A 20,735-nucleotide genomic window follows, 5' to 3' on the forward strand; every position below is an offset into this window, starting at 1 on the left:
GACCCCCGATGAAGCTGCTGCGATACGGCCCCAAGGGCGCCGAGCGCCCTGCCCTGCTGGATGCCGACGGCCGCGTGCGCGACCTGGGCAGCGTGCTGGCCGACATCACCGCCGAGACGCTGACGCCCGCCGGATTGGCGGCGCTGCGCCAGGTGGACACGGCCGCCCTGCCCACCGTCGCCCAGCCCGGCCGGCTCGCGCCGCCCTGGCGCGGCATGGGCAAGTTCCTCTGCGTCGGGCTGAACTACGCCGACCACGCGGCCGAATCCGGCATGGCGCTGCCGCAGGAGCCGGTGCTGTTCACCAAGCACACCAGCGCGGTGATCGGCTGCAACGACCCCGTCGTGCTGCCCGCCGACGCCAGCAAGGGCGACTGGGAGGTCGAACTCGGCGTGGTGATCGGCAGCACCGCCCGCTGCGTGGCCGAAGCCGATGCGCTGCAGCACGTGGCCGGCTACTGCGTGGTCAATGACGTGTCCGAGCGCGCCTTCCAGCTCGAGCGCGGCGGCACCTGGGACAAGGGCAAGGGCTGCGACACCTTCGGCCCGGTCGGCCCCTGGCTGGTCACGGCCGACGAGCTGCCCGACCCGCAGGCGCTGCCGCTCTGGCTGGAGGTCAACGGCCGGCGTTTCCAGGACGGCAGCACCGCCACCATGGTCTTCGGCGTGGCACAGCTGATCGCCTACATCAGCCGCTTCTGCACGCTCTACCCCGGCGACCTGATCGCCACCGGCACCCCTGCCGGCGTTGGCATGGGCCAGAAGCCGGCACCGATCTTCCTGAAACCCGGCGATGTGATGCGCCTGGGCATCGCCGGCCTGGGCGAGCAGCAGCAGACGGTGCACGCCTGGGACCCGGCGCTGATCGACAACCCGCTCACCATCCCATGAACCGCGCCCAGCGCTGCCGCACGGCGCCATCGGCCCCCAGCAGCTCGTAGTGCGGATGCTGCGCCGCGGTGGCGCAGGCGTGGTTGGGCAGCACGCGCAGCAGCGTGCCCACGGGCAGATCGAGCCGGCGCGCCGGGTCACCACTGCGGTGGGTGACGATGCCGTGCTCCTGGTTGGCGGACGAGACGATCCACTCGCCCCCACCGTCCCCGATCACACGTCCATCGGCGTCACAGATCAGCCCCAGTCCCTGGTCGGTGAAACCGCCGGCCAGGCCACGGTCGCGTGACAGCGCCATCCAGCCCGCATCGATCAACGTCCAGCCCTTGTCGGGCTGGTGGCCGATCACGCTGGTCAGCACGCTGGCGGCAATCTCGTCGAGCCGGCACACGCCCAGCGCGGCCATCATCAAATCCATGAAGACGTAGACGCCGGCACGCACCTCGGTGACGCCGGCCAGCTGCTCGGCGAACAGCGCCGTGGGCGTCGAACCGACGCTGACCACTGGCGCCGCAAAGCCCGCCGCACGCAGCCGCTGCGCCGCCTGCACCGCGCCGGCACGCTCCTGCTCGGCAATGGCCCGCAGCGCCGCCTCGCCGTGCGCGTGGTAGGCGCCGCCGCAGTGCGTCAGCACCCCATCGAGCCGCACACCGGAGCCGCTCAAGGCTGCAGCCACCTCCAACAGTGCCGCCCCATCAGGCCGCAGCCCGGCACGCTGGCCGTCGGTGTCGACCTCGATCAGCACCGCCACCGGCACGGGCCAGTCGGCTGCCGCGGCGCTCAGCGCCCGGGCCGCGTCCACGCTGTCGAGGATGACCGTCAACGCCACCCCGGCATCGAGCAGCCGGTGCACATGAGCGAACTTGTTGGCCGTCAGCCCCACCGCGTAGGTGATGTCGCGCCAGCCGGCGGCGGCAAACTGGTCGGCCTCGCGCAACGTGGACACGGTGATCGGCCCGCGCTCGCCGGCCCCGGGCACACCCGCCGCCAAGTTCGCGGAATCGGTGGCCGCGGCCACCGGCAGGCACTTGGCGGTTTTCACATGCGGGCGCAGCCGCACGCCCAGCTGCGCCATGCGCGCGGCCATGCGCTGCAAGTTGGCCTGCAGGCGCGGCTCGTCGAGCAGCAAGGCGGGGGTTTCCAGGTCGGCGAGCGGGCGGGTGAGCGGGCGGGTGAGCGGTGCGTTGGCGTCGTGCATCGGTCAAGTGTCGCGCAGCGACAATCCACCCGCCACTCCCCCGCCCACCCGACGTGCCCGCCCCTGCCCCCGACGCTCCCCTCGCTGCGCTGATCGACACCGCGCTCGCCCGCATCGCCCCGCGCGCCAAGTCGCTCATCGTCACCGTCTTCGGCGACAGCATCGCGCCGCACGGCGGGCGGCTCTGGATGGGCAGCCTGATCCGCGTCATGGCGCCGCTGGGCATCAACGAACGGCTGGTGCGCACCGCCGTGCAGCGCCTCACCACCGAGCAGTGGCTGCGCAGCGTGCCGGTGGGCCGGCGCAGCTGGTACGGCCTGACCGATGCGGGCCGCCAGCGCATCGACGCCGTCTACACCCGCATCTACGCCATGCGCCCGCTGCCCTGGGACGGTGCCTGGCGCATCGCCCTGGCGCTGCACCCCGGGCTGACCGATGCCGAGCGCAGCGCCCTGCAGCGCGAGTTCGGCTGGCTGGGCTTCGGCGGCGTGGCGCCGGGCGTCTACGTGCACCCGGGCATCGCCGACGCCGTGGTGCAGGCCACCGTGGCCGAACTCGGCCTGGCCGGCAAGGTGGTGCAGATGACCGCCCGCTGCGCCGGCCCGGCAGGAGGCTCGGCCGGCGACGAGTCCCTGCGCGACCTCGTGCTCGCCCGCCAGGACATGCCCAGCATCGCCGCGCTGTACGAGGAGTTCCTGGCCGTCTTCACCCCCCTGCGCGACGCCCTGGACAGCGGCGCCGCGCTGGACGGCGAACAGGCCTTCCGCCTGCGCAGCCTGCTGGTCCACCTCTTCCGCCGCGCCCTGCTGCGCGACCCCCAGTTCCCCGCCGCGATGCTGCCCGCCGACTGGCCCGGCATCGCCGCCCAGGCCCTGTGCCGCGACCTCTACCGCCAGGTCAGCGCCGCAGCCGCGGCCTGGCTGATGGCCGAGCTGGAGGTGCCCGATCTTGAGCGGGCGCCGCAGGCGGATGCGGCGTTTCGGCAGCGGTTCTCGGCTCCTTTGGGGGATTGACCAGGGGGCTTTCCAGTGCGCTGATAGCGAGGGCATCGCCAGCTCTAAGGTCGCAATTTGCGACCTTGAACGCTGCCTCCACCAGACGAGCCCGGCACCGTAAGTTCTGAATCACTGCGCTGCGCAGTCGCCAGCGCCCTACATCGACTGTGCAGAGACGGCCAAGATGGCCTTGGGATTGGTCCTGGCGATGGCTAGCAGCGTGCGCGCTGCACCGCTGGGTTGCTTGCGGCCCTGCTCCCAACCTTGAAGGGTGCGAACGGACACCCCCAGCAGACTGGCAAACTGCGATTGCGACAGGCCCGTGGCCTCCCGCGCCTCGGCGGCTGACGACAGCACGACCTTGCCTTTGCCCGCCTTCATGTCCTGGATGGACTGCAGGATCTCGGCCCCGATGTCACGCGTTGACTCGTGAACCTTGAGTTCGGCAGGTGTAAGCTTATTAGGCTTCAAGGACACGGCGGATCTCCTTCAGGGTTGCCAGGGAGATGTTCTCCGACTTGGACTTTGCGTACAGGGTCAACAGATAGACCTCACCGGCTTCATTGCGTGTGAGGTAGACGATTCGGACGCCCCCAGACTTGCCAGTCCCCTCGCGCGCCCAGCGAACCTTGCGGACGCCGCCCGATCCACGAATGACTGCGCCGGCCTCTGGATTCGCGGCGATGAAGGAAGCGAACTCCGCCCTTTCCTCCTCGTCCCAGTACAGCGGCCAGAGCTTCTGAAAGATCGGGCTCTCGACAACGGTGAGCATGTCAAAATCTACTCCCAGGGCGCATAGTCGTCAACGAGGAGCAGCGCGGCAAAGCCTGATCCGGCCCAGGCAACCGATGCAGCGCGGCCGCCCCTCCGCGATTACGTGCACGCCCTGTAGTGCCATCTTCGGCACGACGACCGGGCCGCGCCCCCGGTGCTAGCCTGCCAGCTCCTTTGTCATGCAGGAGTCAACCATGACTGCCATGAACGTGGTGCACATGCGCGTCAAGCCCGGCCAGGAAGATGAGTTCGTCCGCATCCACAAGGACATGGACGCGCGCAACATGCCGGGCGTGCGCAATTTCTGGCTGGTCCGCTCGGGCGAGCGCAGCTTCATGGTCGTGGGTGAATGGGACAGCCTGGACGCCATGGCTGCCGCCCGCCCGGCCATGATCAGCAACCTCGACAAACTCCGCCCCATCCTCGAAGATCTCGGCGGCGGCCGTGGCCTGACCGAACCCTGGTCGGGGAATGTTGCGTTGCAGCTGTTCAATTGAACGGGCGAACTGCCAGCGCCACCGACGGGTGACAGATTCCGAAGGAACGTCGAGGTGACCGGCGACCAGGAGGCGGGCGAGAGCCCGCCGATAGGGCGTCCGCATCGACTGCCATGTTGGACCGCTCGCGCCAAACGCGGCGAAGTTGCGTCAGGGGCCAAGAACCGCACGGAAGGCAATAAGTATGAGGAAGGATACGATTAAGCCAATGAGAAGCCAATGAATCGGTGTGAGTCCCTCAGCCTTCGCTCTTGCTTGTCGCTCCAACTCAAGTCGTTCCGCGGCCTCCCGCTTCAATTGCTCCCTTTGCGCCCGCTCCGACTCGGCCACCGCAAGCTCCGATGCTGCCAGTTGTGCAACGCGGAGTCTGAGATACAGCGCTTCAGCACGCGACTTTTCCCCCTCACTCTCTGCAAACGCCTTCGCCCATAAGCCAGCTTGCGGGCCATCCCGCCGAAGTTCATCGGCGACGCGGTCGTAGAGGTGAAGGTCGTCCATTTAGCGTGCGGTCCAACGCCCAAAGTAAGCGTCGCCAGTGCCCGATAGGGCGGAGGGTACCGACACTGGCAATGAAAATGGCGAAGCCACGGCCAGTGTCGGCGTCCGCTTGAACGCCCAGTCGGGCTGGGGCACGAAGGCACAGTGTTGCACCGGCGGCTACTCCTCTCGTTTTGGAACGATTGGAAGTACATGCGCTGACTTACGCTTCACATGGCCTGAGATGCATCCGTGGAGTATGCTGACTCCAAAATAGGACTTACGCAAACGTTTAAATCAAACTAGATTATTTAATATATCGGCGCCGATTTCGTGGTATTTGTGATAATATATTCACCATGAAACCCACGAGCCGAGACTACTGCCAATTTCTGATATCCACACAAATCAACTACACGCAGACCTATTTTGCGGATCACCATCAGAGGTTTTCTCATGACGCCATAAATCGCTACTTGCAGGCTGCCAATATCAGCCCGGCCGATGTCTGGAATCTGGCCCGACGAAACATCGAATTTGACGACGATGCCTGCCTGGTTTTCGATGACAGCGTTCTGGACAAGAACCACTCGCACAAAATCGAGCTGGTGCGCAAACAGTACAGCGGCAACGCCCACGGCCTGATCAAGGGCATTGGGGTGGTCAACTGCCTGTACGTGAACATCAAGACCGGCCACTACTGGATCATCGACTGGCGCATCTATGCGCCTGACGAAGACGGCAAGTCCAAGCTGGATCATGTCCAGGAGATGTTCGACAATGCCATGGCGCACAAGAAGCTGCCCTTTCGCACCGTGCTGATGGACTCCTGGTACGCCACCATGGATCTGATGAAGCACATCCACCGGGCGGGCAAGCACTTCTACTGCCCGCTCAAGAGCAATCGCAAGGTTGACGACAGCCAAGGCCAGCAGCCCTACAAGGCGGTCAGTACGCTGCAGTGGAGTGCCCAAGAACATGTGCATGGCAAACACGTCAAACTGTTCAAGTTTCCCAGTGACATCAAGCTGAAACTGTTCCGGGTTGTGGTTGATACCAATCGCACGGACTGGGTTGTGACAAACGACCTATCTCAAGATTCGACGGACGATACGCATGAGATGTGTGCCGTGCGCTGGAAGATTGAGCAGTACCACAGGGAGATCAAGCAGGTTCTTGGCATCGAAAAATGTCAGTGCAGAATGGCCCGGTCACAGAAGAATCACATCGCCTGCGCGATATTGGCCTGGGTCCACCTCTGCGAGACGGCCAAAGCGCTGAAGACAAACATCTACAGCCTGAAGAAGGGAATCCTCTCGGAATTCCTCAAGAAGGAACTTCGGTCACCAACCATTCGCATGGCACCCATCTGACATATTGAGTCGAAATGGCGAATCATTGCGCTAGCTGAAGTGACCCTGCGTAAGTCCTACAAAAGTGAAGTTTTCCACCGCAAAATCGCCGGGACCTTTGCCTTCGATATGAGTCGCCCCCTTGGACACGCCAAGGAGTTGTGAGATGTGATTCATTCTGTCGATGACGCCAGTAAGCTCCAGATTGTGCGCAATATGGTTCCGCAAGCTATTGAGCTTGCGTGCTGCTTCCCATATGTTTCCGTTAATTTCCTCGCTGGATATTGCTTCCGCAAGACAGATGGCCTGATGACATTCCAACTTTGCGCGAGTTAGCGCATTTTTATTTTGCAATCGCTCGTCAACAAAAGCTCGTACTTGCTCTTCAACGAGTAAATGCAGCTTGAGAATCAGCAAAGAGAGATCGTTTCCGCGCGGAAGCAATAAATAGAACTTCCGAAAGGAGGCGATGGCATGCGCGTCGGAATCTTGTGTGGTCATGGTGAGTCAATCGTGTTCTAGACAACAACCTTACACCGTTATGCTCGACCACAGTCGTCTTACGAAAAATACCGAAACCACGACAAGTCCTTGATGCATTTCGATTTCTCCCTCTTCGACTGCAACGCCACACAGTACTAAAACCGCCGCCGAAAGCGGCGTGTGCGATTTGCTGATTCTGGGCACTGCCGGGTGCCGCGGCAAGGGGAGCGGCGCAACGTTCAGCGATGGGCGGGCGGGAAGATGTCACGGGGGAGCGCGGCAGGAGGGGGGCGGCTTCGCCCCGTCTCTGCCGCCCGCTCCGGCTCGCCACCTGGGACTTACCCGAGATCAATGTGATACACATGCAATTGCTATTGCGCAATCATGTGTATCACTTTAACCTTCACTCCGCGTTGCACAGGACCGCCGCCACCTGGCCGGTCGCCCCCACACCCCCACCGGAGACACCCCCATGGCCATGAACAAGGACAAGCTCGCGCAGACGATGGAATTCCCGCCTGCCACGGAGCAGCCCAACGTCTACCCGCTGAGCTGGCACGCCCAGACCGCCAAGCTCGAAGAGATCTGGGACGCCGCGCAGCGGGAGAACTGGGACCCGAAGAAGCTGCCCTGGGAGAGCTTCGACGTGAGCCGCTACACCTGGGAGCAGCGCGAGGCGATTGCCTACTGGTGGACGCTGCTGAGCGTGTTCGACGCCTCGGCGCCGCCGGTGTTCGCCTCGGCCTTCATCAAGACCTACGAGGCGCATGAGGAGGACGCGGTGCGCCGCTGCTTCTTCAGCGTCACCCGCGACGAGCAGAACCACGAGCAGATGTGCGGGCTGGCGATCACCAAGTTCCTGGAGCATCCGGACCCGATCACCTACGAACCCAAGACCGAACTCGGCCGGCGCCTGCAGAAGAACGCCAAGTGGCTTTACTTCAATGGCGGGCGTTACTGGACGGGCTACAAGCAGGCGGTGCCGAAGTACAGCCTGGCGGTGCTGTTCAGCTCCTTCCTGATGGGCGAGATCGCCGCCGCGACCATCTTCCACCAGATGGCTGCGGGCTGCACCGAGCCGGTGTTCAAGGCCGCCTTCCGCAACATCGGCAAGGACGAGGGCCGGCACATGGGCATCTGCATGGCGCTGATGGAGCGTGACTACCCGAAGCTGCCGGTGGAGGACCGCGCCGTCATCACCAAGCAGATCCGCGCGGGCTACCTGTTCCTGTCGGCCGTGCTGTTCGAGCCGCCGATGGAGTTCTGGGACCTGCCGGGCGACTTCATCGACAACCAGCGCGAAGGCGAGGCCATTGCCCGCGCGGCCGGGTTTGCGATCCCCGCCTACGAGGCCAAGAAGAACAACTGGCGCGCGGCGATCCTGAACCTCAAGGGCGTGCTGGACAAGTACGGCATCCCGTTCCCCGCCATCCCGGAAGTCGGCATCACCGGCCAGGAAGTTTCCGATGTAGAAATGGAAGACATCATCCCCGTCTTCTGATTCGCTGACGACCCACCGACGCCGCCATGAATGAAATCAAGCTGAAGCCCTCGGGCAAGTCCGTTGCCTGCCAGGACGGTGACACCGTGCTGCAGGCGCTGGAGCGCGCCGGGTTCGCGCTGCCGAACAACTGCCGCGCGGGGGCCTGCGGGGAGTGCAAGGTCAAGGTGACGGCCGGGCAGTTCGACCAGGGCTTCGTGCTGGACATGGCGCTGTCGCAGGAGGAGCGCCACCAGGGCTACGGCCTGATGTGCATGGCCAAGCCGATCTCGCCGGTGCTGGAGATCGACTGGGGCACGGAGGACGCCAAGCCCAAGCTCTTCCCGCCGCGCGAGGACCAGGCCTACGTGGTGGTGGACCGCATCGCCCGCACGCCGCTGATCACCGAGTTCGTGCTGCGCCCGCTGGGCGCGCCGATGCGCTTCTGGCCCGGCCAGTACGTGATGCTCGGAAATCCGGCGGTGGGCGTGCCGATGCGGGCCTACTCGCTGGCCAACGCGCCGCGGCCGGACGGGGAGATCAGCCTGCAGGTGACCCGCCAGGGGAACGGCATCGCCCAGCAGGGCGAGGGTGAAACCACCGGCCGCACCTCCCGCTGGCTGCACGACGAAGTGCCCGTGGGCGCCCAGCTGACGCTGTCGGGCCCGCACGGCACCTTCATCGGCGACCCGTCGGTGGACACACCGGTGCTCTGCCTGGCAGCGGGCTCCGGGCTGGCGCCGATCCTCTCGCTCACCGAGGCGGCGCTCAAGCGCGGCTACCCGCAGCCGGTGGCACTGATGTTTTCGGCCCGCGAGGAGGCCGACCTCTACGACCGCGGCCTGATGGCCTGGTGGCAGGCGCGGCACCCCCACTTCCGCTACGTGCCCACGCTGACGCGTGAGCAGAAGCCGGGGATCCTGCACGGCCGCATCCCGGCGCTGCTGGGCCGGGAGTTTCCGGACCTGTGGGAGCACAGCGTCTTCATCGCCGGCTCGACCGACTTCGTCGACGCCTGCGTCGAGCGGGTGAAGCAGCTGGGCGCACAGCCCCAGCGCATCCATACCGAGGGTTTCTTCGCCCAGCAATCCTGAGCGCGGCGGGAATAAGCCGCCTCCCCGGCGTGTTCTTGCTGATGTGCCGAACGTTTCGGCATGCCCGCATCCACGCCGAGGAGTCCCCATGGTCCAGCCCGCACTCGTTGCCGACACCCTGAGCATCACCACCCTGCGCAGCACGCGCTGGGCGACTTTCGCGGCCATCTGCGCCACGGTTTCAGCCTGCGCCGGCATGGGCGGCTCGTCCGCCGGGCCGGCCAAGGCGATGGATGGGGTGCTGGTGGGCGCAGCCAACCAGATGACGCTCTACACCTTCGACCGCGACCCGGCGGGCGGTGGCAAGAGCGTGTGCAATGGCCCCTGCGCCACCAACTGGCCGCCGCTGGCGGCCGACGCCTACGCCCAGGCTGCGGGCGACTGGAGCATCGTTACCCGCGACGACGGCGCCAAGCAGTGGGCCTACAAGGGCCGGCCGCTGTACTTCTGGATCAAGGACAAGCAGCCGGGCGACCGGACCGGCGACGGCTTCAACAACGTCTGGCACGTCGTCAAGCCCTGAACCGGTGAAGGAGCCGATCGGGCTTGCTCCAGGCATGATGGCCCGCCCATGACGCTGGACGACGCGCTGCCCCACCTGCCCCGCCTGCGCCGCCACGCACGGCTGCTGGCGGGCGACGCGGCGCGTGCCGACGACCTGCTGCAGGACACCCTGGAGCGTGCGGCCCGCAAGGCGGCGCTGTGGCGGCCACCGGCCGACGGGGACCCGAGTACCGCCCTGCGCGCCTGGCTGCTGACGCTGATGCACCACCTCTACCTGAACCAGCGCCGCGACGAGCACGCCCACCTGATGGAGCCCTACACCGGCGAGCAGGACCCGCTGCACGAGCCGGTGCGCCAGTGGCAGGCGCGGATCGATCTGGAGCGGGCGCTGGCTCTGCTGCCCGATGCCGCCCGCGAGGTGCTGCTGCTGGTGTGCGTGGAGGAGCTGTCCTACGAAGCCACCGCCCAGGTGCTGGGTGTGCCGGTGGGCACGGTGATGTCGCGCCTGTCGCGCGCCCGTGAACGGCTGCGCCTGCTGATGGAAGGCAGCGGCACGGGCAGCCCCGGCCTGCGGGTGGTGAAACCATGACCCCGAACGAGCCCGCGATGGACGACGCGACGCTGCACGCCTACGTGGACGGCCAGTTGACGGCCGAAGACGCGGCCCGGGTCGCCGGCTGGCTGCAGCAGCACCCGGCCGATGCCGAGCGCGTGCTGGGCTGGCAGGCCCAGCGCAGCCAGCTGCAGGCGCTGCGGCGGGACCTGCTGGAGGAAACGCTGCCGGCCCGCTTCCGGTCGGCCTTGAACGAAACTCCCACCGGGACCGGCAAGCCGACGCGGCGCTGGCTGGCCGCCACTGGTCGGGCCGCGAACGGCCCCTGGGCAGCGGCGGCGATGCTGCTGCTCGGGCTCGGCCTGGGCTGGTCGGTGCGGCCGCTGCTGACGGCGGATCCGGGGCCTGGGGCGGGAGGCAGCGCCGCCATCCCCGCCTTCGTGCGCGACGCTGCGCTGGCCCACGCTCTCTACACCCCCGAGCGCCGCCACCCGGTGGAGGTGGGCGCGCAGCAGGAGGAGCACCTGGTGCAGTGGCTGAGCAAGCGCCTGGGCACGACGCTGCGGGTGCCGGTGCTGTCCGCGCAGGGCTTCCACCTCGTCGGTGGCCGGCTGCTGCCGGGCGGCGGAGATGCGTCCGCAACGGCAGGTAACGCGCCCGGCGGCGGTGCCGACAGTGGCCCCGGCATCGCCCGGGCGCAGTTCATGTACGAGAACGCCCAGGGCGAGCGCCTGACGCTCTACGTCTCGGTGCAGCCACAGCCGGCGGGGACGGCGGCGGACGCGCCAGACACCGCGTTCCGCTTCGCCACCACTGGCCGCGGCGGCGATGCCCGGCAGAGCTTCTACTGGCTCGACGGCCGTCTGGGCTACGCGCTGACGGCCCAGCTGGACCGCCAGCGCCTGGCCATGCTCGCCGAGGCGGTCTACCGCGGGCTGACGCCGCAGTGACCTGACCCGGTGCGGCCGGCCTCGGCGCAGCGGCCCCTGTGCGAGACTGGCGTCGCGATGCTGAAGGAACTCCTCACCTGGTCCTGGCGCCTGCTGCGCGCGGTGCTGCGCGCCCTGCTGGTGCTGCTGCTGCTGTTCGAGGAGTGGGGCTGGGAGCCGTTGCAGCGTGCAGTGGCGCGGCTCGGCCGGCTGCCGCTGCTGCGCCAGCTGGAGGCGGCGGTCGCGCGGCTCGGCCCGCATGGCGCGCTGGCCGTGTTCCTGCTCCCGACCCTGCTGCTCCTGCCAGTCAAGCTGGCGGCGCTGTGGCTGATCGGCCAGGGCCAGGCCCTGCTCGGGGCGCTGGTGATCGTGCTGGCCAAGCTGGTGGGCACCGCGCTGGTCGCCCGGCTCTACACCCTGACCCAGCCCGCGCTCATGCAGATGGCGTGGTTTGCGCGCCTGCACGGGCGGTGGATGACCTGGAAGGCGAGCCTGCTGGCCCAGGCCCGCGCCACCCGCGCGTGGCGGCTCGCGCGCGTCCTGCGCCGCCGGCTGCGGCGCCTGGGGCGCGAACTCGCCGCCCGCTGGGGGCAGCACCTGCGCGGCGACGCGGGCCGAGGCAGCTGAACCGTTCGGTCAACTGCGCAGCAGGGCGGCCACGCGCTCGCGCAGCGCCTCGGGGCTGACCGCCTCGGCCACCATCGGCTCGCCGGCCACAAGCCCCACCCGGCTGAACAGCCCGCGCCGGAAGGGCCGCACCATCGCCGTGCCGTTCTCGATGCGCGAGAAGTAGGAGCCCCAGAGGTTCTGCAGCGCCACCGGGATGACCGGCACCGCCCGGCGCTCCAGGATCTTGACGATGCCGGCCTTGAAGGGCTGCAGCTCGCCGTCGCGGGTGATGCCCCCCTCGGGGAAGATGCCCAGCAGGTCGCCCTCGGCGAGCACGCGGTCGGCCGCCTCGAAGGCCGCCGCGTAGGCCGCCGGATCCTCCTTCTGCGGCGCGATCGGAATCGCCTTGGCCAGCCGGAACAGCCAGCCCAGCACGGGCACGCGGAAGATGCGGTGGTCCATCAGGAAGCGGATCGGCCGCGGGCTGGCCGCCATCAGCACGATCGCATCGACGAAGCTGACGTGGTTGCAGGCCACGATGGCCGCGCCCTGCACCGGGATGTGGTGGTCGCCCACCACGCGCAGCCGGTACATGGTGCGCGTGAGGATGAAGGCCACGAAGCGCAGCAGGTACTCCGGCACCAGCAGGAAGATGTAGGCGCCCACGAGCGCATTGGCCAGGCCGACGGCCAGGAAGACCTGCGGCACCGTGAATCCCGCCCCCAGCATCGCCCCGGCCAGCAGCGAGCTGGCGATCATGAACAGCGCGTTGAGGATGTTGTTGGCCGCGATGATGCGCGCGCGGTGCGTGGGCTGGCTGCGCAGCTGGATCAGCGCGTACATCGGCACGCTGTACAGGCCAGCGAACAGCGCCAGCAGGCCCAGGTCGGCCATCACGCGCCAGTGCGCTGGGCGGGCGATGAACTCCGCCACGCTCCAGGCAGCGGCCACCGGCGGCAGGGCGCGCGCGGCGAAGTAGAGGTCGACCGCAAACACCGTCATGCCGATCGCGCCGGCCGGCACCAGGCCGATCTCGACGTGGCGCTTGCTCAGCACCTCGCAGAGCAGCGAGCCGATGCCGATGCCCACCGAGAACACCACCAGCAACAGGGAGGCGACGTGCTCGTCGCCATGCAGCACGTCCTTGGCGAAGACCGGGAAGTTGGCCAGGAAGACGGCGCCGAAGAACCACATCCAGCTGATGCCCAGCAGCGAGCGGAAGACGACGAGGTTGCCGTGCGCGAGTTGGAGGTTGCGCCAGGTCTCGCTGACCGGGTTCCAGTTGATGCGCAGCGCCGGGTCAGTGGCGGGCGAGGCGGGAATCACCTGCGCGGTCAGCCGCCCCAGCACGGCCAGGCCCAGGCAGGCCATCGCCACCGCGCTGGCGCCGATGCCGGGCAGGGCGATCAGCAGGCCGCCGGCCACGTTGCCCAGCAGGATGGCCACGAAGGTGCCCATCTCCACCATGCCATTGCCGCCGGTGAGCTCGCGCTCGTTCAGGTGCTGCGGCAGGTAGGCGAACTTGACCGGGCCGAACAGGGTGGAGTGCAGCCCCATCAGGAAGACGCAGGCCAGCAGCACCGCCACGTCCTGCCGCCCGAAGCCCCAGGCAGCCAGCGCCATGACGGCGATCTCCAGCGTCTTGACGAAGCGGATCACCAGCTCCTTGGGGTACTTGTCCGAGAGCTGGCCGCTGGTGGCCGAGAACAGCAGGAAGGGCAGGATGAACAGCGCCCCGATCGCCAGCCCCGCCATCGCCGGCGGCAGCCAGGCCACCTGCAGCTGGTAGGTCACCAGGATGGTGAGCGCGAACTTGAACAGGTTGTCGTTGCCCGCGCCGAGGAACTGGGTCCAGAAGAAGGGCGCGAAGCGGCGCTGGCGCAGCAGCGCGAACTGGCTGGGCTCTTTCGCGTGATCGGTGTCGTGCATCGTGCGTGCCTCAGGAGTTGCTCAGGTGCCGATCACGCCGCCGTCGTCCTTGGTGATCACCACCGTGGCCGAGCAGGGGCGGATGCCCGGCTCGGGCCAGGAACCGGCCCAGAGGTCGCCGGCCGCGCCGTCCACCGCCGGGTCGACGCCAGGATGCTGGACGTTGATGAACAGCGTGCGGCAGTCCGGTGTCATCACCGGGCCGGTGATCTCGCAGCCATGCGGGCCGACCAGGAAGCGCCGCGGCTGCGCCCCGCCCGCGCGGCTCGGGTCGCAGGCCAGCAGCTGGTTGCGCGGCAGCCAGAGCCGCTCACCGGGCTGGGCGGGCACGGCGTTGGGCGAGTGGTCGGTGGCGATCCAGAGCACCCCGCGTGGGTCGAGCATCAGCCCGTCCGGGCCGCCGAAGGCGTCTCCGCCCGCCTCGCCGCCAAGCGCGAAGAGCTCCCAGTCGAAGGTCTCGGCGCCCAGGTCGCCGTGGTGCTTCCAGCGCAGGATGTGGCCCATCGGGTTGGGCCCGCGCGGGTTGGCCGCGTCGGGCCCGGGCTGGCCGGGCCGGCCGCGCGCGCTGTTGTTGGTCAGCGTCACGTAGACCTGCCCGGTCGCCGCGTCCACCGCGGTCCACTCGGGGCGGTCCATCTTGGTGCCGCCCAGCGCGTCGCTGGCCTGGCGGGCCTTGATGAGCACTTCCCCCTGGTCGGCAAAGCCGTTCTCGCGCGTCAGCGGGCCGCGGCCATGCACCAGCGGCAGCCAGCGGCCATGGCCATCGGCATCGAAGCGCGCCACCGACAGCGTGCCGTTGTCGAGCAGGTCTCGGTTGGCCGCGGCGCCGCCCGGGCGCACCGGGTCGCGGCTGACGAAGCGGTAGATGTACTCGAAGCGCGCATCCTCGCCCATGAACACCGCCACCCGGCCATCGCGCAGCAGCGCGCTGGTGGCGCCCTCGTGCGTGGCGCGGCCGAGCGCGCTGCGCTTGACCGGCACCGACTGCGGGTCGTAGGGGTCGATCTCCACCACCCAGCCGAAGCGGTTGAACTCGTTGGGGTGGCGCCTCATGTCGAAGCGCTCCTCGAACTCGTGCCAGCGGTGCCAGCGCCCGCCCGGCTTCAGGCCCCAGCGGACGTGGTGGGCATCGAGCTGCTCGGGCGGCTCGAAGTAGCCGTAGAAGTTCTCCTCGCAGGTCAGGTAGGTGCCCCAGGGCGTGACGCCCGCGGCGCAGTTGTTGTAGGTGCCCAGCACCTGGCGGCCCTCCGGGTCGGCCGCGGTGCGCATCAGCGGGTGGCCGGCCGCCGGCCCGGCCAGGCGCATCGGCGTCGATGCGGTGATGCGCCGCGCATAGCGCGAGGGCCGCACCAGCGCCCAGCGCGGCGGCTCGCCCGGCCGCGCAGGCGGCTCGGCACGCACCTCGACCACCGACACACCGTGTGCCGCGATCGACTTCGCGGTCTTGTCCGCGCTCCAGCTCATCATGCCGTCGGCATGCAGCAGCGCCTCGTCGGTGTACTCGTGGTTGACGGCGAGCAGGCCGTGGCGCGATTCACCCGGGCCGCCCCGGCCCTCCTTGCCGTCCTTTGCGTCTTTCCCCTCCCCGAGCGGGAACCAGCCCATGCCGTCGTGGTGCATGCCCGCCTGCAGGGCCTGCTCGGCCGCGGTGTGGCTGCCATCGCCCTTGAAGGCCGGCATGCGCCCGGCGATGCCCACCGCGTCGCCCCAGCGGTACAGCACCCGCGCGCTGTAGCCCACCGGAACCACCAGGGGCTGGGTGACGCCCATTGGCACCGCGGTGAAGCCGATGCGCCGGCCCAGCTTCGCCGCCTCCGTGGCCGGTGCGGACGCCGGCCCGGCCGATGGCGGCGCGAAGGCCAGTTCGCCCGCACCTGCTCCCGTGCCGGCATCCGCCGCCTGTGCCAGCGGCGTGGCCAGGGCCCCCGTGAGCCCACCCAGCAGGCTGGCCAGCCCGCCACGCAGCATCTGCCTGCGGCTGGCCTCGCCCTGGGCGGCGACCTCCCAGATGGAGGGGTTGGCGCTGCGGTTGGAGTCTTCCAGGGTGGCCTGGGGCAGGAAACGGGGCTTGGGCATCGGGACGGCGGTGAGCGTGAGAGACGTGGAAAGGCGAGTCGGGCCAAGCCGCTGCAGGGGGCCTGGCCCGACCTGCGGCTGAGCAGCAGGGATCTTGCCACCATGCACCGCGGGCCGCCGTGCGGAAGTCCCTGCCACGCCGCAGCGCCGTAACATCCCGGCCCCTTCAGGCCTTTCCCAGCCTTTCCCTCCCTTCCCGGCCACATCGATCCTGCCCGTGTCCGCTGCTGCGCCCCCTTCCCTGCCCCGCCCCCTGCCTCGCTTCCTGCGCCTGCTGCTCACCCTGGCCATCGCCGCCGCCGCGGGCGGGCTGTGCCAGTGGCTGCATTCCCCGTTGCCCTGGATGCTGGGCCCGCTGCTGGGCAGCGCAGCGCTGTCGATCGTCGGCGTGCCGCTGCTGGCCTCGCAGCGCCTGCGCAATGGCGGACAGTGGGTCATCGGCACCGCGCTGGGCCTGTACTTCACGCCCGAGGTGCTGGCGCAGGTGCTGCGCCTGGCGCCCTGGACCCTGCTCGGCGCCGCCTGGGCCCTCGGCCTGGGCCATCTGTTCTACCGCTGGCTGCGCTGGAGCATGGCACGCACACCCGGCGGCGCGGTGGATGCCGGCACGGCCTACTTTGCCGCGGTGATCGGCGGCGCCTCGGAGATGGCAGCCTTTGCCGAACGGCTCGGTGCAAGGGTCGATCTGGTGGCGGCGGCGCACTCGCTGCGCGTGCTGCTGGTGGTGGTGACGATTCCCTTCACCTACCAGTTTGCCCAGATCCATGGCAGCACGCCCGCGCCAGCTGCTGCGGTGGGCGTGCAGCCGCTCGGCCTGCTGCTGCTGGCTGCGGCCACGGCCGCAGGATCCTGGCTGATGCTGCGCTTGCGCCAGCCCAATCCCTGGGTGCTGGGCTCGCTGGCGGTCGCGCTGGCCATCACCGCCAGCGGCCACACGCCCAGTGCGCTGCCGCCCGGCCTGAGCCAGGCGGCGCAGCTGGCGATTGGCGTGTCGCTGGGCACGCGCTTCACCCCCGCCTTCCTGCACACCGCGCCGCGCTGGCTGGGCGCGGTGGCGCTGGGCACGCTGGGGATGATCCTGGCCAGTGCCGGTTTTGCCTGGGCCGTGGGCCAGGCGGCCGGTCTGGAACCGGCTGCGGTGCTGCTGGGCAACTCACCGGGCGGCATCGCCGAGATGTGCATCACCGCGAAGGTGCTGGAACTCGGCGTGCCACTGGTGACCGCCTTTCACATCGTGCGCTACGTGATCGTGCTGCTGCTCACCGGGCCGATCCACCAGCGCTTCATCGCAGCACCGGCGGTCGCGCGGCCCTGAGCCGCACTCAGACCGGCGGGATGCGCAGCTTCTGCCCGACGTAGATCTTGTCCGGGTGGCTCAGCATCGGCTTGTTGGCCTCGAAGATCTTCGGGTACAGGTTGGCATTGCCGTAGTAGATCTTGGCAATGGCCGAGAGCGTGTCGCCGCGCACCACGTCGTGCCAGCGCGACTCTTCCACCGCCTCGGTGACAGTCAGGTCATCGTTCACGCCCTTGACGCCCTGCACGTTGCCAGCGCACAGCAGCACCTTTTCCTTGGTAGCCTGGTCGGGCGCGTTGCCGCTCACGGTGGCCTCGCAGGGCCCGCCGTCAAAGGCCACCTGCAGGTTCTCCACCGTCAGCCCCTGGGCCACGATGTACTGCGCAATCGCTTCACCCGCGATGCGGTTGGCCTCTGAGGCGCGGGCCTGCAGCGCGGCGTCATCCGGTGCGGCCTGGGCCTGCTGGGCCGCCTCCTCGGGCTTGGCCGAGCCAAACAGTTTCTCGCCGGCTTCCTTGATGAAGCTGAACAATCCCATGGTGAAACGCTCCTGTGGTGAGGCGTGCCGGGCGGCACGTCCCACTGAGGTTAGCTGGCCCCTGGCACAGGCGCAACCGTGTGACTTACATCACACATTCACCACCCATGCCGCCACTCAGATCGGCAGCAGAAAACAGAAACGCCCATCAAGCTCGCGCAGATGGGCGTTTGGCAATCAAGGTCATCACCCACGAGATGGGTGGCGCGCCCGGCTGGGATCGAACCAGCGACCCTTGGCTTCGGAGGCCAATACTCTATCCACTGAGCTACGGGCGCGGAAATTGGGATTCTAGCAGGCCTGGCGGCGCGGCGTGCACACAACACCCAAGCCGACACCCCTCCCCTTATAATCTTTGGGTTTTGCGCACGATGCACGCGCCTCGCCCCCCAGCCAGAGGAACCCATGAGCGAAGCTCAACACAAGTCTGATTCTCGCGGCGGCCCCGTCGGCCTGTCCTCCTCCCAGATCGTCCTGGCCTGCGCCGCTGCCCTGGTGGTTTCGGTGGTCGCAGCGATGATGCTGGGCAAGGGTCCGGCAAAGTCGGCCGCCAGCAACGGTGGTGAGGTTGAGGCGGCCAACGCCCGCATCCAGCCGGTTGGCGCCGTGACGATCAAGCTCGAAGGTGGCCCGCTGAAGACGGGCGAGGAAGTGTTCAAGGCCCAGTGCAGTGCCTGTCACTCCGCCGGTCTGGCGGGCTCGCCCAAGTTCGGCGACGCCGCTGCGTGGGGCCCGCGCATCGGTACCGGCTTTGCCGCACTGCTCAACTCGGCCCTGAAGGGCAAGGGCAACATGGGTGCCCAGGGCGGCGGCGACTTCAGCGACCTGGAGATCGGCCGCGCGGTGGCCTACATGGCCAATGCCGGTGGCGCCAAGTTCGAAGAACCGAAGGCCCCGGACGCCGCGGCGTCGAAGTAAGCCCCACGCTCGCCCGATGCCACGGCCCCGTGGCGTCGGCCGGAGCGACCAGAAGCCGACCCGAGGGTCGGCTTTTTCATGGGCGCTGCGCCAGATCGACCGCCGGGCTGAGGCGGTAGCCAAAGCGGGCCGGCAGCAACTCGAACGGCACGTCCTCCAGCGGCCAGCGGCCCTGCTCGACGGCGTCGGCCGCCGCGGCCATGTCCACCGAGCGCACCAGTCCGAGACCGCGCGCACTGGCCAGGAACAGGCGCCCCTCCTCGTCCAGCAGGGCCTCGGTCACCCGGCCAAAGGGCTCGCCGGTGTGGGTGTGCACCAGCCAGTCCCCATCCAGGCGCTGTACGCCCAGCACCCAGGGCGCGGCCTCCAGCTCCACGAAGACCCGCTGCGGCCCGTTCTGGAAGAACCAGGCTCCGTCCCCATCGGCCTCGTAGTTGCGGCCGATGAATTCGCGCAGCTTCTCGTGCTGCAGGCGGCTGCCCTTGACCCCCGGGAAGGATCCCGCCGCCTGCACCGCCGCGTCGCGCAGGTACCAATCACCCCGCGCATCCAGCCCCAGCCAACCACAGCAGGCCGGCACGTTGGGCCACTTCTTCAGGGCCGCCTTGACGATGTCATCCATGGCGGGATGTTGCCTCAGCCCGGTCCCGCACGTTCAGCAGGGAGATGCCCCGCCAGCCAGCCCGTCACCGCCGCCGGCAGGCCCAGCACGTGGCCAGGGAAGCGACCACTGGGAAACCCCACGTGCCCGCCGCCAGCGGGCTGCCACAGCGTGACGCAGGGGCCAACCTCCTGTGGCGCGGGCAGGCAGGCGGCCGGCACGAAGGGATCGTTGAGCGGGTTGAGCAGCAGCGCAGGCAGGCGCAGCCTTGCCAGGTGCGGCTTGGCGGAGGCCCGCCGCCAGTAGTCCGCCACGCCGGCAAAGCCGTGCAGCGGCGCGGTGAACACGTCGTCGAAGGCCTCGATGCTGCGCGCGGCCAGCAGCCGCTCGCGGTCGAACAGCCCCGGGTGCTGCTGCCACTTGGCCAGCGCCTTGGCACGCATCGTGCGCAGGAACATCGGCGTGTAGATCCAGCGGTTCAGGCCCGCGCCGATGCGGCGCCCGCCCGCCGTCAGGTCGATCGGCGAGCACACCGCCGCCACGGCCGCAACCTGCTGTGCAGCGGACTCGCCCGCCTCCTGGGCCCAGCGCAACAGGGCGTTGCCCCCCAACGAGACGCCCACCGTCACCACCGGCCCGCGGTGGCGCTGGCGCAGCTGCGCCAGCATCCAGCCGATCTCGGCGTGGTCCCCCGAGTGGTAGGCGCGCGGTGCGAGGTTGATCTCGCCAGAGCAGCCCCGGAAGTGCGGCACGACATAGCCCCAGCCCCGCCGCCGCGCCGCGTCGGCAAAGGCCTGCGCGTAGTGGCTGTGTGACGAGCCTTCGAGGCCGTGGAACAGCACCAGCAGCGGGCGGTCACCCGGGGCCGGCAGCCCGGCACCAGACAACGGGCCAGGCAACGGGTCGGCCAGCCAGTCCGCGTCGATGAAGTCGCCGTCGGGGGTGGTCCAGCGTTCGCGCCGAAAGCGAGGGGCCGGGCCCAGGTGGCGGCGCGAGCACAGCGCCGGCCAGATCGTCTGCGCCTGCCCGCCCGGCAGCCAGCGCGGCGGGCCCGGCAGCAAGCCGGCGTGGCCGGCCTGATCAGCCTCAGTGCAGGGTGGAGGGCGACTCGCCGATCTCATGCAGCTCACGCTGACCGCCTGGGCTGGCGTGGTGCAGGAACATGCGCCAGCCCTGCGGCGTCTTGAGATAGACGTTGGTAGCGATCAGGTAGCCGGTCTGCGGCCCCTCGGGCGTGGCCACCCGCACCTGTTCGAGCACCTGGTGCACCGCGCAGCTGCCGATCACGCTGCGGCGCACCTGCACAGCGCGCACGTCCACACCGCCGTGCGCGTACATCTCGTCGAAGCCGGCACGGATCGCGTGGGCGCCCACCAGCCGGGGCCCCTGCGGATGCACGCAGGCAATCTCTTCGTCATCGGCCCAGATGGCCATCATGCGCTCGATGTCGGCCTGCTGCTGGGACTCGTAGAACTGGGCCTCGGTGTCGTCGGGCGTGGCCAGCAACAGGGCCTGCAACGGTTTGGGCTGGGCCATGATGA

At 68.7% G+C, this 20,735-nt stretch carries 23 protein-coding genes and 1 tRNA gene; 12 read left to right on the top strand and 12 right to left on the bottom strand.

Features of this window, described 5'->3' with window-relative positions; all coding sequences use genetic code 11:
- Window positions 1-8: 8 nt before the first annotated feature.
- Window positions 9-890 (top strand): fumarylacetoacetate hydrolase family protein, encoded by an 882-nt coding sequence (locus NGK70_RS21400; RefSeq protein WP_251970493.1) that lies wholly within the window; start codon window positions 9-11, stop codon window positions 888-890.
- On the opposite strand, the gene NGK70_RS21405 is transcribed toward NGK70_RS21400, so the two are convergent.
- On the bottom strand, window positions 877-2,088 hold the full coding sequence (locus NGK70_RS21405; protein ID WP_251970494.1) for an alanine racemase: 1,212 nt from the start codon (window positions 2,086-2,088) through the stop codon (window positions 877-879). The genes NGK70_RS21400 and NGK70_RS21405 overlap by 14 nt on opposite strands.
- Window positions 2,089-2,141: 53 nt before the next feature.
- On the opposite strand from NGK70_RS21405, the gene NGK70_RS21410 reads away from it, so the two are divergent.
- Complete coding sequence (locus NGK70_RS21410; protein WP_251970495.1) at window positions 2,142-3,101, top strand: PaaX family transcriptional regulator; 960 nt, start codon at window positions 2,142-2,144, stop codon at window positions 3,099-3,101.
- A 138-nt stretch (window positions 3,102-3,239) separates the two neighbouring features.
- Here the strand turns inward: NGK70_RS21410 and NGK70_RS21415 are convergent, their stop codons facing one another.
- Together NGK70_RS21415 and NGK70_RS21420 are read right to left on the bottom strand one after the other, a co-directional pair.
- A complete protein-coding gene (locus NGK70_RS21415; RefSeq protein WP_251970496.1) occupies window positions 3,240-3,560 on the bottom strand; it encodes a helix-turn-helix domain-containing protein in 321 nt (106 codons plus the stop codon).
- On the bottom strand, window positions 3,544-3,855 hold the full coding sequence (locus NGK70_RS21420; protein ID WP_251970497.1) for a type II toxin-antitoxin system RelE/ParE family toxin: 312 nt from the start codon (window positions 3,853-3,855) through the stop codon (window positions 3,544-3,546). Before NGK70_RS21420 ends, NGK70_RS21415 begins: the two co-directional genes overlap by 17 nt.
- Before the next feature lie 196 nt (window positions 3,856-4,051).
- Between NGK70_RS21420 and NGK70_RS21425 the strand changes: the two genes are divergently transcribed.
- Window positions 4,052-4,354: a putative quinol monooxygenase gene (locus NGK70_RS21425; RefSeq protein WP_251970498.1), complete on the top strand. Its 303-nt coding sequence runs from the start codon at window positions 4,052-4,054 to the stop codon at window positions 4,352-4,354.
- A gap of 150 nt (window positions 4,355-4,504) precedes the next feature.
- Here NGK70_RS21425 and NGK70_RS21430 read toward each other — a convergent pair whose 3' ends face one another.
- Window positions 4,505-4,852, bottom strand: a complete 348-nt coding sequence (locus NGK70_RS21430) for a hypothetical protein (protein WP_251970499.1) — start codon at window positions 4,850-4,852, stop codon at window positions 4,505-4,507.
- Between the two features lie 338 nt (window positions 4,853-5,190).
- On the opposite strand from NGK70_RS21430, the gene NGK70_RS21435 reads away from it, so the two are divergent.
- On the top strand, window positions 5,191-6,204 hold the full coding sequence (locus tag NGK70_RS21435) for an IS701 family transposase (protein WP_251969112.1): 1,014 nt from the start codon (window positions 5,191-5,193) through the stop codon (window positions 6,202-6,204).
- Between the two features lie 30 nt (window positions 6,205-6,234).
- Here the strand turns inward: NGK70_RS21435 and NGK70_RS21440 are convergent, their stop codons facing one another.
- Window positions 6,235-6,684 (bottom strand): hypothetical protein, encoded by a 450-nt coding sequence (locus tag NGK70_RS21440; protein ID WP_251970500.1) that lies wholly within the window; start codon window positions 6,682-6,684, stop codon window positions 6,235-6,237.
- A 454-nt stretch (window positions 6,685-7,138) separates the two neighbouring features.
- On the opposite strand from NGK70_RS21440, the gene NGK70_RS21445 reads away from it, so the two are divergent.
- The 6 genes from NGK70_RS21445 (at window position 7,139) to NGK70_RS21470 (ending at window position 11,853) form a co-directional block, all read left to right on the top strand.
- On the top strand, window positions 7,139-8,167 hold the full coding sequence (locus tag NGK70_RS21445; RefSeq protein WP_251970501.1) for a hypothetical protein: 1,029 nt from the start codon (window positions 7,139-7,141) through the stop codon (window positions 8,165-8,167).
- 26 nt (window positions 8,168-8,193) lie between these two features.
- Complete coding sequence (locus tag NGK70_RS21450) at window positions 8,194-9,240, top strand: 2Fe-2S iron-sulfur cluster-binding protein (RefSeq protein ID WP_251970502.1); 1,047 nt, start codon at window positions 8,194-8,196, stop codon at window positions 9,238-9,240.
- A 196-nt stretch (window positions 9,241-9,436) separates the two neighbouring features.
- Window positions 9,437-9,763, top strand: coding sequence for a COG4315 family predicted lipoprotein (locus tag NGK70_RS21455; RefSeq protein WP_251973857.1), 327 nt, complete (start codon window positions 9,437-9,439; stop codon window positions 9,761-9,763).
- A 48-nt stretch (window positions 9,764-9,811) separates the two neighbouring features.
- Window positions 9,812-10,333: an RNA polymerase sigma factor gene (locus NGK70_RS21460; RefSeq protein ID WP_251970503.1), complete on the top strand. Its 522-nt coding sequence runs from the start codon at window positions 9,812-9,814 to the stop codon at window positions 10,331-10,333.
- Entirely contained in the window at window positions 10,330-11,247 is a 918-nt protein-coding gene (locus NGK70_RS21465) for an anti-sigma factor family protein (protein ID WP_251970504.1), read from the top strand. Before NGK70_RS21460 ends, NGK70_RS21465 begins: the two co-directional genes overlap by 4 nt.
- A gap of 57 nt (window positions 11,248-11,304) precedes the next feature.
- Window positions 11,305-11,853 carry a hypothetical protein gene (locus tag NGK70_RS21470; protein ID WP_251970505.1) on the top strand — a complete coding sequence of 183 codons (549 nt, stop codon included), beginning with the start codon at window positions 11,305-11,307 and terminating at the stop codon, window positions 11,851-11,853.
- Window positions 11,854-11,862: 9 nt separating this feature from the next.
- Here the strand turns inward: NGK70_RS21470 and NGK70_RS21475 are convergent, their stop codons facing one another.
- Both NGK70_RS21475 and NGK70_RS21480 read right to left on the bottom strand, forming a co-directional pair.
- Entirely contained in the window at window positions 11,863-13,764 is a 1,902-nt protein-coding gene (locus NGK70_RS21475) for an MFS transporter (protein ID WP_251970506.1), read from the bottom strand.
- 21 nt (window positions 13,765-13,785) lie between these two features.
- Window positions 13,786-15,840, bottom strand: coding sequence for a PhoX family protein (locus tag NGK70_RS21480; RefSeq protein ID WP_251970507.1), 2,055 nt, complete (start codon window positions 15,838-15,840; stop codon window positions 13,786-13,788).
- Between the two features lie 217 nt (window positions 15,841-16,057).
- Here NGK70_RS21480 and NGK70_RS21485 point away from each other — a divergent pair, with 217 nt between their 5' ends.
- The gene (locus NGK70_RS21485) at window positions 16,058-17,155 is read left to right on the top strand and encodes an AbrB family transcriptional regulator (RefSeq protein WP_251970508.1); all 1,098 of its coding nucleotides are present in this window, start codon (window positions 16,058-16,060) and stop codon (window positions 17,153-17,155) included.
- A 7-nt stretch (window positions 17,156-17,162) separates the two neighbouring features.
- On the opposite strand, the gene lysM is transcribed toward NGK70_RS21485, so the two are convergent.
- Window positions 17,163-17,675, bottom strand: a complete 513-nt coding sequence (gene lysM, locus NGK70_RS21490; RefSeq protein WP_251970509.1) for a peptidoglycan-binding protein LysM — start codon at window positions 17,673-17,675, stop codon at window positions 17,163-17,165.
- A 202-nt stretch (window positions 17,676-17,877) separates the two neighbouring features.
- Window positions 17,878-17,953: transfer RNA gene (locus tag NGK70_RS21495), tRNA-Arg, on the bottom strand.
- A 127-nt stretch (window positions 17,954-18,080) separates the two neighbouring features.
- On the opposite strand from NGK70_RS21495, the gene NGK70_RS21500 reads away from it, so the two are divergent.
- Window positions 18,081-18,593, top strand: coding sequence for a c-type cytochrome (locus NGK70_RS21500; RefSeq protein ID WP_251970510.1), 513 nt, complete (start codon window positions 18,081-18,083; stop codon window positions 18,591-18,593).
- Window positions 18,594-18,669: 76 nt separating this feature from the next.
- Here the strand turns inward: NGK70_RS21500 and NGK70_RS21505 are convergent, their stop codons facing one another.
- The 3 genes from NGK70_RS21505 to NGK70_RS21515 are packed head-to-tail and all read right to left on the bottom strand — an operon-like array spanning window position 18,670 to window position 20,730.
- Window positions 18,670-19,215, bottom strand: coding sequence for a DUF2946 family protein (locus tag NGK70_RS21505; RefSeq protein WP_251970511.1), 546 nt, complete (start codon window positions 19,213-19,215; stop codon window positions 18,670-18,672).
- A 14-nt stretch (window positions 19,216-19,229) separates the two neighbouring features.
- Window positions 19,230-20,315 carry a YheT family hydrolase gene (locus NGK70_RS21510; RefSeq protein WP_428985544.1) on the bottom strand — a complete coding sequence of 362 codons (1,086 nt, stop codon included), beginning with the start codon at window positions 20,313-20,315 and terminating at the stop codon, window positions 19,230-19,232.
- Window positions 20,281-20,730, bottom strand: a complete 450-nt coding sequence (locus tag NGK70_RS21515; RefSeq protein ID WP_251970513.1) for a YybH family protein — start codon at window positions 20,728-20,730, stop codon at window positions 20,281-20,283. The genes NGK70_RS21510 and NGK70_RS21515 overlap by 35 nt, the downstream gene beginning before the upstream one ends.
- Between the last annotated feature and the right edge of the window lie 5 nt (window positions 20,731-20,735).

The organism is Sphaerotilus microaerophilus (assembly GCF_023734135.1).
In the GTDB taxonomy this organism is placed as follows: domain Bacteria; phylum Pseudomonadota; class Gammaproteobacteria; order Burkholderiales; family Burkholderiaceae_C; genus Sphaerotilus; species Sphaerotilus microaerophilus.